This window comes from Chryseobacterium joostei, assembly GCF_003815775.1.
GTDB lineage: Bacteria > Bacteroidota > Bacteroidia > Flavobacteriales > Weeksellaceae > Chryseobacterium > Chryseobacterium joostei.
The window spans coordinates 3,639,402-3,654,776 of record NZ_CP033926.1 but is presented as its reverse complement, the minus strand read 5'-3'; the positions used below and the strand labels follow the sequence as shown (position 1 = coordinate 3,654,776).

The window sequence follows — 15,375 nt, the reverse complement described above, 5'->3', positions numbered from 1 at the left end:
ATTAATAAATTATTATCTATTCCTTAAGAAATTAAGTTCAGGCCTTAAGAGAGTAGTAAGATTTTCTTAACTGGAAATACCTGTCAAAACATTATTCTATAATGGTAACAGTAACTTTTTTGTTCCAGTTAAAGTTTCTCACCTGCTCTTTTAAAACATTATGAATTTTGGGATTGATGGAGTAAATATACAAATGATCTCTCCCCAGCATGGCACTGCTTCCACTGATTGTTAAAACAGCAACTTTTTTCCAGTTTTTTGGGGTATGTCCCTCCAGCCATTCTTCATATGCTATTGCAAGCTGGTAGTTATTTTTAATTGTATATTCCGTTAAGAATTTTTCAAATTGATCATCTATTCCTATTATTCTTTTTCTAAAAGGCATCACTTCCTTTGATCCCAATCCTTCAAAATCCAATAGATGGATATCGGTAAAATAACAGATCGCGCCGATATCGTTAGCCACCACCTTAGACTCGTTGTAATATTTCTTTAGAAATCTGGCGGACTGCATCTGTTGTTCATAGATATTTCTACTTCCAACCACAATCAGATAACTAACGATTCCTATTTTCAAAAGTAAAGTTAAGCACGATAATAAAACCAATGAAGAAATAACCCTATTTTCCTTTAACAGAAAGCTTCGTTGTTCAAAAACAAACCCAAGCCTCGGAATAATAGCCATGGCAAAGCCTATCAATATATAAGCTTCATATCTGTATATTTTAGTCAACTGGCTGAAAGTCACATGTAGAAATAATGTGATGCACCAAACGATAATAAGAAAATTTTGTTTTATAATTTTTTGAAAGTTCAAACCCTTTTTAATATCCTTTACAATTAAAAATGCAGAAATTAACAATGGCAGTAAACCTGCAAAGTAAAAATAACGATTATTGAAAAATTTATTAAACAATATACTTGCTGCCTGTTTGAAATAATTACCGGAAAAGTCAAACTTGGCACCCTTTACAACAACTGAATTAGGAAAGAAATACCCTGTTTCCTGAAAATTAAAGTATCCAAAAATCAAAATAGGGATAAAGCCAAATGCCAATACCAAGATTATGTGCTTCCATCTTTTCAACAGTAGAAAAGCAAAGGCAATTGACAGAAAATAGAACATACTGTCAAACCTAATCAACCCAAGCAAAACAAGGGTACCATAAAACCAACCCAAATAATAAGAATCTTTGCACGCAGACCTCAGCCATCTTTCAAAGCATAGAACATTTACAACTACTACCAGCACCTGCATCACATGCTCCATTCCCGAGAAAATAAGCAGGGCAACAGAAGTAAAAAGCAACGTGAAAAGACTGCTCAATACGATGAGTTTAGATTTACTGAAGTAATCAGCATAATATTTATTCAGAAAATATATGGTGAAAAAGGCACATACGACATTAAAAGCTAAAGGGATAAGCTCATGATCTCCCAATATATAAATTAGCCCACTTAAAACCACTGTGAAAATAGGTGAAGACGAGGTAGAAGAAAAGGCATACTTCGTTACACCCCACACTCCATGAAAGGCAAGATTTTTTGCTATTGCAAGATGGATATAAGCATCATCCAATAGATAAGTAAAGTAATTCTCAGTTTCCGAAAGCATTAAGAACGTGTATATCATACACATTCCAAAAAATAATACAGTAGTTGTCAGGAAGCTTTTCATTATTTGCAATATTAATACTTCCAAACTATTTTAAAAAATTTTCTTATAGTTATCATCTATCAATAAGCAAGGGAGTTCGGCATGAAATTTCGTAAATTTGAGATATATAAATAATAAGCCCATAAAATTGCTATTATCACAACTTCATACCCAATAACAGGAATGAGGACAGCAATTAGAATGTAACCCATAAAAAATAAATATATACATATGAAAAACGCTAGTATTATTGGCCTTAAAGAAGCCGACTGCAAGAAAATAGCAGAAAAGTTAAATGTACTGTTAGCTAACTACTCTGTATTTTATCAGAATACAAGAGGTTCACACTGGAATATCAAAGGAGATCAGTTCTTTACGCTTCACCCGAAGTTTGAGGAATTGTACAACAGTCTTGTTCTAAAGATTGACGAGATTGCCGAAAGAATACTTACTTTAGGAGCTACCCCGGCACACAACTACTCTGATTATTTAAAAGTAGCAACTATTCAGGAAAGCAAAGAAGTAAGTGATGGAAACAAAAGTGTTGAGCAAATCTTAAATTCATTCAAGGTTGTACTTGATCTTCAGAGAGAGCTTTTAGATATTACAGATGAAGCAGGTGACGAGGGTACAAACTCTCAGATGAGCGACTATATCACGGAGCAGGAGAAAGAAGTTTGGATGTACAATTCCTATTTAGGAAAATAACCGATATAGATCATCGAAATATTTCAAAAAAATCGCCTTACATTTAGGCGATTTTATTTTTTATTTTTATATTTGCGTTAAAATTACACATATTATGAACGACGTAAGACTCAACTCTATTCTAGATAACGATTTCTATAAAATAACCATGCAAAATGCCGTGGTAAAATTATTCCCTGGTTCTATTGTAAAATATGAATTCATCAACAGAGGGAAACATCACTTTCCGGATGGGTTTGATGCAGCCTTAAAAGAGGCAGTCAATAAAATGGCTGAATTGAAGCTGACTAAGGAAGAGAAGAAATTCATGGCAAGAACCTGCCCTTATATTGACCTTCCTTACCTGGATTTTCTGGAGGGCTATCATTATGACCCATCTGAAGTAAAGATTCATCAGGAAGGAGGTGATCTGTCCGTAACCGTTGAAGGGCTTTGGTACAGAACCATCCTTTGGGAAGTTCCTCTATTGGCACTCATCAGTGAGCTTCATTATGAAATGAACCATATGGAAAGGGATTCTAATGAAGTTGTTATGAGCAAAACCATTGAAAAGGCAGAATCTCTGGGCAGACTTGGAGTTACATTTGCAGAATTTGGGACAAGAAGAAGGCATTCCTATAAAGTACAAAATCTTGTAATGGAGGCTTTGACAAAGAAAAAAGAATCCACATTTATAGGAAGTTCAAACGTACACTTTGCCATGAAGTACGGTGTAAAGCCTATTGGAACACATGCTCATGAATGGTTTATGTTCCACGCAGCCGAATATGGTTTCAAAATGGCCAATGAAATGGCGTTGGAACATTGGGTGGATGTTTACAGAGGAGATCTTGGAGTAGCACTATCAGATACATATACTACCGATGTTTTCTTCCAGCAGTTTGATAAGAAATTTGCCAAGCTTTTTGATGGAGTGCGTCATGACAGTGGTGATGCATTAGAATTTGCAGATAAGACGATCGCTCATTATCAAAGAAACGGCATCAATCCGATGTTTAAATACATCATTTTCTCTGATGCCCTAAATCTTGAAAAGGTAGAAGAAATCACCAATTATTGCAGAGGAAAAATCGGAATTTCTTTTGGAATAGGAACCAATCTTACGAATGATGTAGGATTAAAACCTATGAACATTGTTATGAAGCTTATCGGAGTTCAGGCTCCCAATAAAGAATGGATTCCTACCGTAAAACTTTCTGATGAACATGGAAAATATACCGGTGATCCAAAAATGATTGAGCTTGCTAAAGAATTTTTAAGAATAAAAGATTAATGTAACCTCATTAAGACTATTAAATATAACCTCGTAACCATCGAGGTTTTTTTGTTTCATAACATCATTTGAAATTCACATTTCAGAAATTTATAGGGTTTTTATTATATTTATCAAAACAAAGCAATATGATATCAAAAACATTACTTATCGCATCCCTCCTCACCTCAACACTTTACTTTGCACAGGAAAAGAAAACCGAAAAGGCTAAATTCAATCAAGAACTAGCCACTTCTCTTGGTGCAGACCAATATGGCATGAAAGCTTACACCATTGTAATGCTGACAACTGGTTCTGCAAAAATTGAAGACAAAACTCAAATGAGTACTTTGATGAAAGGACATATGACCAACATTGGTAAACTAGCAAATGAGGGTAAGATTATCGTGGCTGGACCTTTTCTGGAAAAGAATAAGGAAAACTACCGTGGAATGTTTATTTTCAATACAAAATCTAAAGAAGAAGCTGAGCAATGGGTAAAAACTGATCCTGCAGTTCAGGCCGGAGTTTTCAGTTATGAAATCTTCCCTTGGTATGGATCGGCGGCACTGCCTTTATACCTTAAGCACCATGAGGAAATTTCAAAAGAAAATCCTTAGAAATAGAAATCCCTCAGTTGAGGGATTTTTTTATTAATCAAAACAGATATACGGTTTTCTTGGTGGATAACAGCAATAAGGATTACTACAGAATGTGTATCCTGCAGAACAACCTCCATCTACAGGAGTTTCACAAGCTAATGCTGCACCTCCCAAAACAGTTTTCAACTCTTTTCTGTTTAAGCTTTTTAAATTTTTCATGATTAATTTTGTTTAGTTTAATTTCCTACTCTTAAAGATTTTCGGATTTCTCTTTACTATCTCTCTTTATATGGAAATAAATATACAATTTATTTTTTAATCAATTAAATTTCATATAATTACATACAAACAACATAAAAATATCAACAAATATTTCTTTTTTTAATGAATTAATTTAATTATTTTAGCTTATTAGCTATTCCACTTATCAATCTAATTGTGAGTAGTTTGCAAACAATACCATAATTAAAAATTAATTCCATGAAAAAAATTAATGTATCAAAACTTTCGAGAACAGAACTGAAAGATGTATTCGGCGGGTATTTATATCTGCCAGAATGTCCCGGAGGATGCCATGGTGAAGGCATGATCAGATGTCCTGACGGCTCAACCACAATGACTAATTTTATATGCATGGGGGGAACATGCCAGCCGGCTGCAATGTGCAAACCACTGGTTCTTGAACCTTTCCCTGGTCCCATTGAAATCACTCCATAATCTGATGAACAATACATAAAGTGAGCTTTCCGGCTCACTTTTTCATTATAAAAAAAATTATTACACTCGTTTTCAAAGTAATACACCACTGATCATCGGTTTTTATTATCTTTAAGTAAACAAAAAACCACCATGAAAACCATTGAGGAAGTTTTACAAAAACTGGATGCTATTATTATCTGGTGCAAGGAAAATAAAAGCACAGCAGGATATTTCGCCTGTACTTACCGTATTATGACGGCACAGGTTTTAAAAGGAATTCAGCAGAAAAAGTTTGAGGATAATCCAAGAATGACAATGCTTGATATTGCTTTCGCACAAAGATATCTTGAAGCATGGGAAAATTACAGCAAAGGAAAGAAATGTACAAACTCATGGTATCTGGCCTTTGAAGCAACCAAAAATAAAGACCTGTTAATTCTACAGCATATCTTCCTTGGCATGAATGCCCACATCAATCTGGATTTGGGAATTTCAGCAGCCTCCATTATGCCTTACCGGAAAATAAATCCTTTAAAAAGGGACTTTGAGAACATTAATAATGTTATTGCATCTATCAACCAGAAAGTTCAGGATTCTTTGAGTAAAATATGTTATCCCGTGGATCTTATTGATCAGCTTTCTAATGGAAAAGATAATGCCATATTGGATTTTGCGATATCCAGAGCGAGAGAAACCTCATGGGCAACGGCAGTAATTGCATCAAGCACTCCAAATTTCCTCAGAGAATCGGTTATCAATATTGTAGATTATGCAGCAGCAAAGATTGCCACCCAAATTGTGAGCCCCAGAATCCTCACTCCTACTCTTCTCAAGGAACTTAAAAAGTGTGAAAGTGGTGATGTGATAAAAAATATCGAAATATTGGAATCAACAAAAACGGTTTAAATCAAAATAAAAAGGTCGGGATCTTCCTCACGGATCCCGACCAAATAATGAACAAATAAAAAAGAAACTATATTGTTTCCTTATGCTTTTTACGATAGGCATAATGAAATACAATCGGTAATATTGTAAATGACAACAGCATACAGATGATAAGTCCGCCTACAATCATAATGGCTAAAGGTTTTTGAATTTCAGAACCCATTCCGTTTGACATTGCCGCAGGAAGAAGTCCCATTGATCCCATCAATGCAATCATCACTACAGGACGAATTCTGCTTTTAACCCCCTCTGAAATTGATTCTTTAAGGGACATTCTGTTTTGCAGATTTTCTTTCATTACCCCAATCAGAACAATCCCGTCAATGGTAGCCACTCCGAAAAGGATAATGAAGCCAATACCTGCCGAAATTCCAAAGATGGTGCCTGTAAACCACAGGGATAAAAATCCTCCAATAAATGCAAAGGCCAAGGTAATGGAAGAGATCAGTGTATCTTTTAGGTTTCCAAAGTTGAAATACAAAAGCATCAGAATAAGAACAAGGGAAATCGGAACTACCATTGCCAACTGTTTTGCAGCTCTTTCTTTACTTTCAAATTCTCCGGCCCAGGTCATTTTATGATTCTTTGGAAGCTTCACCTCTTTATCCACCTTAATCTTGGCTTCTTCAATGGTGCTTCCCAGATCACGTCCTTCAATATTGAACCCTACACCAATATATCTGCTGTTTCCTTCACGGTAAATAAAGGATGGACCGGTATGATAATCTATGGTAGCAATTTCTTTCAACGGTACTTTTTTATTATCCTGAGTAGGAATCAAAATATTTCCCATTTTTTCCGGAGTATCGCGGTATTCTTTTTCAAACCTAAGCATCACGTCAAACATTCTTTCTTCTTCATAGAACTTGGTTGCAGCCTGTCCTCCAATCGTCATTTCAATTACAGCCTGTGCATCTGCTGTAGAAACGCCATACTTTGCCATTTTAGAATCATGAAGCTGTATTCTCAGTTCCGGAAGTCCTATATTTTTAAAGACATTTACATCTGAAATTCCCGGAACAGTTCTGATAGAATTAGCTACCTGATTGGCATAATTCTCAAGCTCGAATAAATCATTTCCAAATATTTTAATAACCAACGGAGCTTTTACCCCGGCAACATATTCTTCCACGTTATCCTGAATCGGCTGGCTAAAACCGAAATTGATTCCCGGATATTTTTCAAGGGAAACTCTCATTTCCTCAAGAAGTTCTTCTTTGGATATTTTTTTCTTCCATTCCTTTTCAGGTTTAAGCTGAATATTAAATTCAATATTAAAGAATCCTGTGGGATCCGTTCCGTCATTGGGGCGACCGGTTTGGGTCATCACAAATTTCACTTCATCGTACTTCATCAAAATCTCCTTCATCTCTTTGGTCAATCGTACAGACTCATCAAGATTTACACTATTGGGAAGTGTTGCACGTACATAGATTGCCCCTTCATTCAGTTTGGGTAAAAATTCTGACCCGTAGTTTGAAAACCTCCATCCACAAACAGCAAGCAATGTTATAAAACCAATAATAAATCCTTTTTTATGGTGAATACTAAACTCGTAGATTCTGTAAATATTTACTCTGAAGAACCTTGAAATAAAGTTTTCTTTTTCTTCAATATTTTTGGTTAATAAAAGCTTACACATTGCCGGAACATACGTCAAACTCAAAATCAATGATCCCAACAAAGCATAACCGAGTGTAAATGCCAGAGGAGAGAACATTTTGCCTTCTACCTTCTGGAATGAGAAGATTGGCATCAGGGCAACAATCAGGATCAATAGGGCAAAGAAAATATAACTTGCCACACTTCCTGCGCTTTTCTTAATGATTCCCAGCTTTGATATCTTATTAAATCTCCGCAGCCCTATTTTTTTGGCTTTAAGTTCGAGGGCGACAAATACATGTTCTACGATGACTAAGGTTCCCTCCAGCAGCAATCCAAAGTCAAGTGCTCCCATGGAAATTAAATTTGCCGGAAGCCCCTGAATTTTCAGCATAATGATTGCAAAAAGGAAAGCCAGCGGAATTACAGAAGCAACAATAAACGTTGTTCTCCAGTTATACAGGAATATGAATACGATAATGGAAACTAAAACTACTCCCTCAATCAGGTTCTTGGAAACGGTATGAACGGTTGTATTTACCAGTTCTGTGCGGTCGATAATAGGAACAATCTGAACATCTCCCGGCAATTCTCCGCCATTCAGCTGTTCTATTCTGTCTTTAAGTCTTGCAATCACTTCACTTGGGTTTTCACCACGAAGCATAATCACAATTCCTTCTACAACATCATTTTCTTTGTTGTATCCTACCTGCCCCAGTCTTGGTTTTGCAGAAACCTTTACTTCAGCAACGTGCTTTACCAAAATAGGGGTAGAACCTTTTACCTCAATCTGAATGTTTTCAATATCTTCTTTTTTCTCTAAAAGACCAATCCCCCGCACTACATAAGCCTGATCTCCTTTTGCCACTACATCTCCGCCTACATTAATATTACTCTTCGAAACTGCTTCATACACATCCAGGGGGGAAAGGTCGTAATTGTGTAATTCTGTAGGATTAATTTTTATTTCATATGTTTTTTCTTCTCCACCAAAACTTACTACATCAGCTACTCCCGGAACTGCCAATAGTTCTCTTTCTACCACCCAATCCTGAATGGCCGTAACTTCTTTAATAGGTAGCTTACTTTTGATAATATACCGGTAAATTTCACCGGTAGCTCCGGATGGAGGCTCAATGCTATATTCTGCACCACCGGGGAGATTTACATTTCCTAATTTATTGGAAGCATATTGCTGGGCATAAAAATCATTAACATGATCATCAAAAATCACCGTAACTACAGATAATCCAAATAAAGAAATAGAACGTACCGAGGTTTTATTCGGGATCGCATTCATCTCCTTGGAAATCGGAAGTGTCACAAATTTTTCTATTTCTTCAGCACTTCTTCCCGGCCATTGGGTAATGACCCTTACCCTTGTATTGGTAACATCCGGAAACGCCTCAATAGGAGTGTGTATATAGGAATAGATTCCTCCTGCCAGCAAAAGAAAAGTCCCTAAAAGAACAATCAGTGAATTTTTTAACGAAAAGGAAACTATATTCTGTACAAATTTTCGCATTACTTGGTAGACTTATTTAATTGATTTTTCAGGTTCTCATAGATCAGTAACCCATTAGAGGCAATTACATTTTCTCCCTGCTTTAAGTTTCCTTCTACATAAATATGCTGGCTGTTGGAAGCAACTTCCGTTACAGGTCTGATCTCCAGTTCACAGTCTTTTTTATACACCACTACATAACTTTGGTTATTGTCAAAGATCAACGCCTTCGCAGGAATAGCCAATGCATTTTTATTTTGAGAATTAACAGGCAGAACAACATCCGCAGACATTCCCGGTCTTAGCTTCATCCCGTTATTATCCATAATAATCTTGGCTTTCAATACCCTTTCATTTTCATTAAATACCTGTGAGATATTGTTGATTTTCCCCGAAAAACTATCATCAGGATAAGCCAGTGTCTTTACCACAACAGGTTGGTCTACGTACACATGCCTCATATTGGTTGCATATACATTCGCCATTACCCAAACCTTATCCAAATTGGAAATAGTAAAAAGCTGATCTCCACCGGCGGTAACCGGCATTCCCTTGGAAATATTTTTATTAATAACATATCCGTCTGCAGGAGCCTTTATCTGAATGGTACTTCCCCCCGCAGAATACAGCTGCATATTTTTTTGAGTCTTGGAAATATTGGACTGCAATATGGTTACTTCAGCTCTGGCTTCCTGAAGATCTTTTTGGGAAGCGATATCGTCTTTATACATGGCTTCTACAGATGCCAGTTTTCTTTTAGCTACAGCTAATTGCGCTTGTAGTGTTTGAGTATCATCCTGCATTTCGTTAACCGCTGTACTTTTTACACTAGCCAGAGTTTGTCCTTTTTTCACGTAGTCACCCAAAGAAAAATAGGTATCTGTAACCACTCCATCTACAAGACTTACAAAGGGAACTGTTTTATCAGAATTGCTCTCCACTTCTCCGGTAAGGGTAATACTTTCTTCTATGGGAAGCATTTCTGCCTTAGCCAGTTTAATATCTTTTTTTAGTTCCTTGCTGATACAATATGTTTTCTCTGCTTCCTTGTCCTGCTTTTGATCTTTACAGCCTGTAAGCGTAACCAGGGCAGACAGATATATTACTATGTATTGGGTAGTATTCATTTTCATAAGTAGATGTTTGTATTTTTTATAAGGTAATGGATAAGTATCACTGGTATCCTTATTTGATGGGATGTTTCAATGACAGGTTTACATCTTATAAATCTTGTCCTACAACATATTGCAGGTTTTCGTAGTATTGATTAAGTTCCTTTTTAGTATCCAGTATGATCATTTTATTGCCGATGTAGGTATCCAGAAAATCCATGTACTCAAGCATGCTGATATTTCTTAGCCTAAAGTTTTTCTCGTGGCTCACCAGCAAACCATCTAATGTAGCTTCATAAGCATCATCAATTTCCTCAGAAACTTCCTGGGTACGGATATAGTTTCTGAAAACGGAGACAATTTCATTCTCAGATTTCATCATGCTTTTTCGGGTTTCATTCTTGCTTTTCTCTATTTCAAGCTTAGCTTCCTGAATGTTTCCTTTATTTCTGTCGAAAATTGGAAGATCAACTGAAATACCTAATCCAATAAAGTCTTTCATAATATTTCCCCCACGGTCATAACCTATGGAAACAGCTACATCGGGAGTCTTCATTGCATTTTGAATTTCCAGATTCTTGGAAGCATGCTTTTCTTTATTTTTCGAAATCAAAATATCCGGGCGGTTTTCCTTTGCCTTTTCCAGCCATTGCGTCAATTCTATTTCCGAAAGTTGTTTTTCCGGCATTGTAAATGAATCTGAAATAACAAGGTAAGAATGGGACGGAATCATCAGTAAAGATTTCAGTTCCACTTGCTGATCTTCAATTTCCTGCTTCAATGAAACAAGCTTTTTCTTGAATTCAATTTCCTGGGCCTTTAAACGAACATATTCTGCCTTGCTGATATTTCCCAGATTTAATTGGTTGTGATAAGACTTTGTTAATTTTTCAATGGATGCAATCTGACCCTGATAGATCTTTTGTTGTTCCTGATTGAATAAAATTTCAGTGATTGTATTCCTCAACGTTTTTTTGAGTTCACGCAATACTTCCTGCAATTCATATTTTTCTCCCTCAACTTCAATTTTCTGCAATTCAATATTTTTTCTTCTTTTTCCGGCGGTCTGAATTACCTGCTCTATTTCTGCGGAAATCTGTGTATTTTTTCCCCAGTTTCCAATCAATGCAGGCTGCTCTTCAATATCATAAGTTCTCCACAAGTTAACTTCACTGATGCTTAATTTAGGATTGGGCCAGTATTTAGCCTGAACAGCCCTTGCCTCTGCCTGGGAAATTTCAAGTTTTTGAGCAATGAGATCAAGGTTATGGGCAAGAAAAATCGTTTCAGCTTCCTTTCTGTCAATTTTCAGAGTATCTGAAATCTGTGCTGAAAAGAAACTGAAACAATGAATATAAAATAGTGTAAAAAAAATTTTCTTCAAGGTCTCTTATTTAAGACCACAAAATTATTTTTCTAACATTAGAGGCAATTTCGAGTGAAATTAAAATTCAATTAGTTCAACATTAGAGTTTGATTAGAATGATTTTTATTCCGGGAAATTGTATTTGATTAATTATGTTTTGGCTAAAGCCGAATGATTATGAATCAACTCAATCAGTAAAATCTGCGAGAGAAAAATCAGGAATGAACAGGAAATTCGAGAACAACACTCGTTCCAACATTTACACTAGAAGTAATCTTCATCAGGATATGATGATGATCAAAAATACTTTGGGATAATGACAATCCAATCCCACTTCCTTTCACATTCTCTACATTTTGTCCCCTGTAAAAAGTTTCTGTGATCTTTGAAAGGTCATCAGAATGAATACCCTTACCCTGATCTTTTACCTCTATATTCAACTTGCTATCTTTTTCTGATAAATTGATAACAATAGGATGATCCTGAGAATACTTAATGGCATTTTCTACAATATTATATAGCGCCAAATATAAAAGAGTCTCATTTCCGGGAAACTCCAGCAAAGCTGGTTTTGTAACCTGGAGCTCTACTTTAAGAGTAGATTGCTTTTCTTTTGCCTTAGGTTCTAGTTTTTCATAAATTTTCCAGATCAGCTCATCTACCCTTACCTGTTTATGAGAGGCTTCAAGCTTCGTCATTCCGGACATTAGAAGAAGATTATTGAGGATGTTTTCAATTTCAAAAACATTCTCCAGTGATTCCTTGGCCACCTTTTTATATTCTTCCGGAGTTCGGTCCCTTTGGGCAAATACTTCCAGATTTCCAGAAATTGCAGCTAAAGGAGTTTTAAACTCATGAGACACATAATTGATAAAGTTCTGTTGTAACAGGACATTTTCAGAAATACGGCCCAATAATTTATTATAAGATTTGATCAGGTCTTCAATCTCATCATTGGTATTGGTAGAGGTAATAGCTGTAGAAATATTATTGTAATCTACTTTGTTAATCCGCTCTACCACATTGGAAATTGGTTTGTATACAACCTTTGAAAGATATCTGCTTAAAAAATAAATAGCAAGCAAGCCGATAATAAGCACAGAAACCATAATAATGGCAAGTCGCCAGATCTGTGATTGAAATGAATCATTAGGTGATTTTACAAAAACAACAAAGTCTCCCTGATTATCCGGGTAAAAAATACCATAATAGAACTCATTACCAGACATAAATTGGGTTCCCTTATTGTTTCTGGCAGCCTGTAAATGAATGGGCTTAATATTCTTGTCATTCAGATTGTGGCCAAACGTAACCTGATTATTCTGATTATAAACTGCTACCCTATTATTTTGAATAAGATGATTATATTCTTGTTTAATCTGGGCATGCCTGTTCTTGGGAAGTTCATCCTTTTCAAGATAATAAATAGCTGAAATAAGCGCTGTATTTCTAAGCTTTTCAAAATAAAAGATCTTCGTACTGTCATAATAGGCAAAAAATATCACCGCAGATGTGATGATAGAAACAATACCAAACGAAAGGCTGGAAATAAGCGTAAACCTGTTTCTAAGAGTCATTTCAGTCTTTAATTAAATATCCTGTTCCCTTTACGGTATGGATAATCTTCTGTTCTGTTTCATCAATTTTATTACGAACATAGGAAATGTATACATCCACCACATTTGTAGTACTGTCAAAATCTATTCCCCAAACATTATGTAGAATCTGGGTTCTGCTCAATACCTTATTTTTATTTTCCATCAAAAAAGTAAAAAGCTTATATTCTGTAGGAGAAAATTCAATTTCTTTCTCATTTTGGGTTACCTTGTGAAGATCCGTATCAATTATAATCGTACCGCATGATAAATATTGATCTTCCTTTTGATAACTTAATTTATTACGTCTAGTTAAAGCTTTAATCCTGGAGATCAGCTCTTCAAAATGAAAAGGCTTGGATAAGTAGTCATCTGCTCCCAAATCCAGCATCTTAATTTTATCATCCGGACTGTTCAGTGCACTTAACACTAAAATTGGAGTATAATTTCCCTTAAACCTGATGATCTGAGTAAGCTGCATACCATCCAACCCCGGAAGCATTATATCCATCAGTATAATATCAAAATCATAGGTATGAAGAATTTCTCTGGCTTTTTCCCCGGAATCAGCAAGTGTCATATTATGGCCGGCCTCAGAAAGCCCTTTCAACAGGAAACTGCTAATTCTTTGATCGTCCTCTACCAATAAGATATTCATAATATTTCTGAAATTTCCCATAAATATAGGGATTATGGTTGAAGAAAGGAAGCCAGAAACAAGAAGCGAAAGTTTTTCTAGGCATTAAAATAATAACTGCAATCCCATTTGGAAATTAATCAATAACAACTTCCAGCCTTTTTTCATAATTTTGAGAAATGGAGATGACATATTTAATTATTGGATGTATTGCCGGCGGATTATTGGGAGCCATTATTTTATATTTTGCATTGAAATCGTCTACGGTTTCAAGAAGTTCTTATGATGAGCTAAACACCTTACACATTAAAAACAAGTCGGATCTGGAAAACTCAGGTTTGAAAGTTCAGGAACTGAATCAAAATCTTACCAAGGAAAAGGAACTAAATATACAACAGCAGGATCTTTTGAACGATCTGAAAAATGAATTTGCCAAGATCTCTGCCCAACATTCATCTTTGAATACACAGTTTCAGGAACAAAAGCAATTGAATTTAAAACAGGATTTTCAAATAGAAACGCTTATCGCCGAGAAACAGGAATTCTTTGCTAAAAATGCTGAGCTTTCTGCACAAAATGAAAGCCTCCAAAAATCTCTTTCTACCCAAAAAGAAGAAATCACAAAAATACAAGATGAATCCAAACTTCAGTTTGAAAATCTGGCGAATAAAATCCTTGAGGAAAAGGCTGAGAAGTTCACTACTTTAAATCAAAATAATTTAAAAAATATCCTTGATCCATTTCAGGAAAAAATTACTGACTTAAAAAACAGGGTTAATGAAGCCTATGAAAAGGAAAACAAAGAACGTTTCTCCCTTGCTGAAAAAGTAAAAGAACTTGCAGAACTGAACCAACAGATTTCTGAAGATGCAAAAAAATTAACCAGAGCCTTGAAAGGTGAAAGTAAAACCCAAGGAAACTGGGGCGAAATGATTCTGGAAAGCATCCTTGAAAAATCAGGGTTGGTAAAAGGCAGAGAATATTTTCTGGAACATGAACTTCGCGATGAAGACAACAAAGCTCTATTTTCTGAATTCTCAGGAAAAAAAATGCGTCCGGATGCCGTTGTAAAATATCCGGATGAAAGAAATGTCATCATTGATTCCAAGGTTTCCCTTACTGCATTTACTGAGCTGGTAGATGAAACAGATCAGGATATTTATATGATGAAGCTTAATCAACATTTAGGCTCTATCAAAAACCATATCATGCAGCTTAGCCAAAAAGCGTATGATGATTATGGAAAATCTCTGGACTTTGTCATGATGTTTATCCCAAGTGAGCCTGCTTATATTGCAGCCATGCAGGCAGACCAAAACCTTTGGAACTATGCCTACGACAGAAGAATTCTTCTCTTGAACCCAAGCAACCTGATCACGTCCCTAAAACTGATCGCGGATCTTTGGAAACGTGAATATCAAAACAAAAATGCTTTGGAAATTGCAGAGCGTGGCGCTAAACTGTATGATAAGTTTGTGGGATTTGTGGATAACCTTGAAAAAGTGGGGAGAAATATTGATCTCGCCAAAAATGTTTACAATGATGCCTACAAACAGCTTTATACCGGAAATGACAATCTTGTCATTCAAACTCAAAAACTGAAATCATTGGGAATCAAAAACAAAAAAGACTTGCCTCAAAGCCTTATCGACAACACTAATTTAATAGAATAAAAAATACAATTCTACTGAAATAC

The 15,375-nt window shown here is 35.7% G+C and carries 13 protein-coding genes; 6 read left to right on the top strand and 7 right to left on the bottom strand.

The window, feature by feature from the left end; genetic code table 11:
• Positions 1–91: 91 nt before the first annotated feature.
• Entirely contained in the window at positions 92–1,678 is a 1,587-nt protein-coding gene (locus EG359_RS16590) for a glycosyltransferase family protein (RefSeq protein ID WP_123867426.1), read from the bottom strand.
• 210 nt (positions 1,679–1,888) lie between these two features.
• Between EG359_RS16590 and EG359_RS16585 the strand changes: the two genes are divergently transcribed.
• The 3 genes from EG359_RS16585 (at position 1,889) to EG359_RS16575 (ending at position 4,237) form a co-directional block, all read left to right on the top strand.
• A complete protein-coding gene (locus EG359_RS16585) occupies positions 1,889–2,365 on the top strand; it encodes a Dps family protein (RefSeq protein WP_076353247.1) in 477 nt (158 codons plus the stop codon).
• A 94-nt stretch (positions 2,366–2,459) separates the two neighbouring features.
• Positions 2,460–3,638: a nicotinate phosphoribosyltransferase gene (pncB, locus tag EG359_RS16580; protein ID WP_076353246.1), complete on the top strand. Its 1,179-nt coding sequence runs from the start codon at positions 2,460–2,462 to the stop codon at positions 3,636–3,638.
• A 128-nt stretch (positions 3,639–3,766) separates the two neighbouring features.
• Positions 3,767–4,237, top strand: a complete 471-nt coding sequence (locus EG359_RS16575; protein ID WP_076353245.1) for a YciI family protein — start codon at positions 3,767–3,769, stop codon at positions 4,235–4,237.
• Between the two features lie 33 nt (positions 4,238–4,270).
• Here the strand turns inward: EG359_RS16575 and EG359_RS22510 are convergent, their stop codons facing one another.
• Entirely contained in the window at positions 4,271–4,438 is a 168-nt protein-coding gene (locus EG359_RS22510) for a bacteriocin-like protein (RefSeq protein ID WP_164463073.1), read from the bottom strand.
• Positions 4,439–4,699: 261 nt separating this feature from the next.
• Here EG359_RS22510 and EG359_RS16570 point away from each other — a divergent pair, with 261 nt between their 5' ends.
• A complete protein-coding gene (locus tag EG359_RS16570; protein WP_076353244.1) occupies positions 4,700–4,936 on the top strand; it encodes a hypothetical protein in 237 nt (78 codons plus the stop codon).
• Positions 4,937–5,068: 132 nt separating this feature from the next.
• Positions 5,069–5,824 carry a DUF5995 family protein gene (locus tag EG359_RS16565; RefSeq protein ID WP_076353243.1) on the top strand — a complete coding sequence of 252 codons (756 nt, stop codon included), beginning with the start codon at positions 5,069–5,071 and terminating at the stop codon, positions 5,822–5,824.
• Between the two features lie 67 nt (positions 5,825–5,891).
• Here the strand turns inward: EG359_RS16565 and EG359_RS16560 are convergent, their stop codons facing one another.
• The 5 genes from EG359_RS16560 to EG359_RS16540 form a co-directional block, all read right to left on the bottom strand.
• The gene (locus tag EG359_RS16560; protein ID WP_076353242.1) at positions 5,892–8,990 is read right to left on the bottom strand and encodes an efflux RND transporter permease subunit; all 3,099 of its coding nucleotides are present in this window, start codon (positions 8,988–8,990) and stop codon (positions 5,892–5,894) included.
• Positions 8,990–10,102, bottom strand: coding sequence for an efflux RND transporter periplasmic adaptor subunit (locus EG359_RS16555; RefSeq protein ID WP_076353241.1), 1,113 nt, complete (start codon positions 10,100–10,102; stop codon positions 8,990–8,992). The genes EG359_RS16560 and EG359_RS16555 overlap by 1 nt, the downstream gene beginning before the upstream one ends.
• Before the next feature lie 88 nt (positions 10,103–10,190).
• Positions 10,191–11,465 (bottom strand): TolC family protein, encoded by a 1,275-nt coding sequence (locus EG359_RS16550; RefSeq protein ID WP_076353240.1) that lies wholly within the window; start codon positions 11,463–11,465, stop codon positions 10,191–10,193.
• A gap of 197 nt (positions 11,466–11,662) precedes the next feature.
• Positions 11,663–13,024, bottom strand: coding sequence for a HAMP domain-containing sensor histidine kinase (locus EG359_RS16545; RefSeq protein WP_076353239.1), 1,362 nt, complete (start codon positions 13,022–13,024; stop codon positions 11,663–11,665).
• Position 13,025: 1 nt separating this feature from the next.
• Positions 13,026–13,700, bottom strand: coding sequence for a response regulator transcription factor (locus EG359_RS16540; protein ID WP_076353451.1), 675 nt, complete (start codon positions 13,698–13,700; stop codon positions 13,026–13,028).
• Positions 13,701–13,858: 158 nt separating this feature from the next.
• Here EG359_RS16540 and rmuC point away from each other — a divergent pair, with 158 nt between their 5' ends.
• The gene (rmuC, locus tag EG359_RS16535) at positions 13,859–15,352 is read left to right on the top strand and encodes a DNA recombination protein RmuC (protein ID WP_394343621.1); all 1,494 of its coding nucleotides are present in this window, start codon (positions 13,859–13,861) and stop codon (positions 15,350–15,352) included.
• Positions 15,353–15,375: the final 23 nt, after the last annotated feature.

What these genes read in the sequence shown, in the direction of transcription:
- EG359_RS16560 (WP_076353242.1), bottom strand. Translation starts at nt 8,990, where the DNA reads ATGCGAAAATTTGTACAGAATATAGTTTCCTTTTCGTTAAAAAATTCA.
- EG359_RS16585 (WP_076353247.1), top strand. Translation starts at nt 1,889, where the DNA reads ATGAAAAACGCTAGTATTATTGGCCTTAAAGAAGCCGACTGCAAGAAA.
- EG359_RS16545 (WP_076353239.1), bottom strand. Translation starts at nt 13,024, where the DNA reads ATGACTCTTAGAAACAGGTTTACGCTTATTTCCAGCCTTTCGTTTGGT.
- EG359_RS16575 (WP_076353245.1), top strand. Translation starts at nt 3,767, where the DNA reads ATGATATCAAAAACATTACTTATCGCATCCCTCCTCACCTCAACACTT.
- EG359_RS16555 (WP_076353241.1), bottom strand. Translation starts at nt 10,102, where the DNA reads ATGAAAATGAATACTACCCAATACATAGTAATATATCTGTCTGCCCTG.
- rmuC (WP_394343621.1), top strand. Translation starts at nt 13,859, where the DNA reads ATGGAGATGACATATTTAATTATTGGATGTATTGCCGGCGGATTATTG.
- EG359_RS16540 (WP_076353451.1), bottom strand. Translation starts at nt 13,700, where the DNA reads ATGAATATCTTATTGGTAGAGGACGATCAAAGAATTAGCAGTTTCCTG.
- EG359_RS16570 (WP_076353244.1), top strand. Translation starts at nt 4,700, where the DNA reads ATGAAAAAAATTAATGTATCAAAACTTTCGAGAACAGAACTGAAAGAT.
- EG359_RS16565 (WP_076353243.1), top strand. Translation starts at nt 5,069, where the DNA reads ATGAAAACCATTGAGGAAGTTTTACAAAAACTGGATGCTATTATTATC.
- EG359_RS16590 (WP_123867426.1), bottom strand. Translation starts at nt 1,678, where the DNA reads ATGAAAAGCTTCCTGACAACTACTGTATTATTTTTTGGAATGTGTATG.
- EG359_RS22510 (WP_164463073.1), bottom strand. Translation starts at nt 4,438, where the DNA reads ATGAAAAATTTAAAAAGCTTAAACAGAAAAGAGTTGAAAACTGTTTTG.
- pncB (WP_076353246.1), top strand. Translation starts at nt 2,460, where the DNA reads ATGAACGACGTAAGACTCAACTCTATTCTAGATAACGATTTCTATAAA.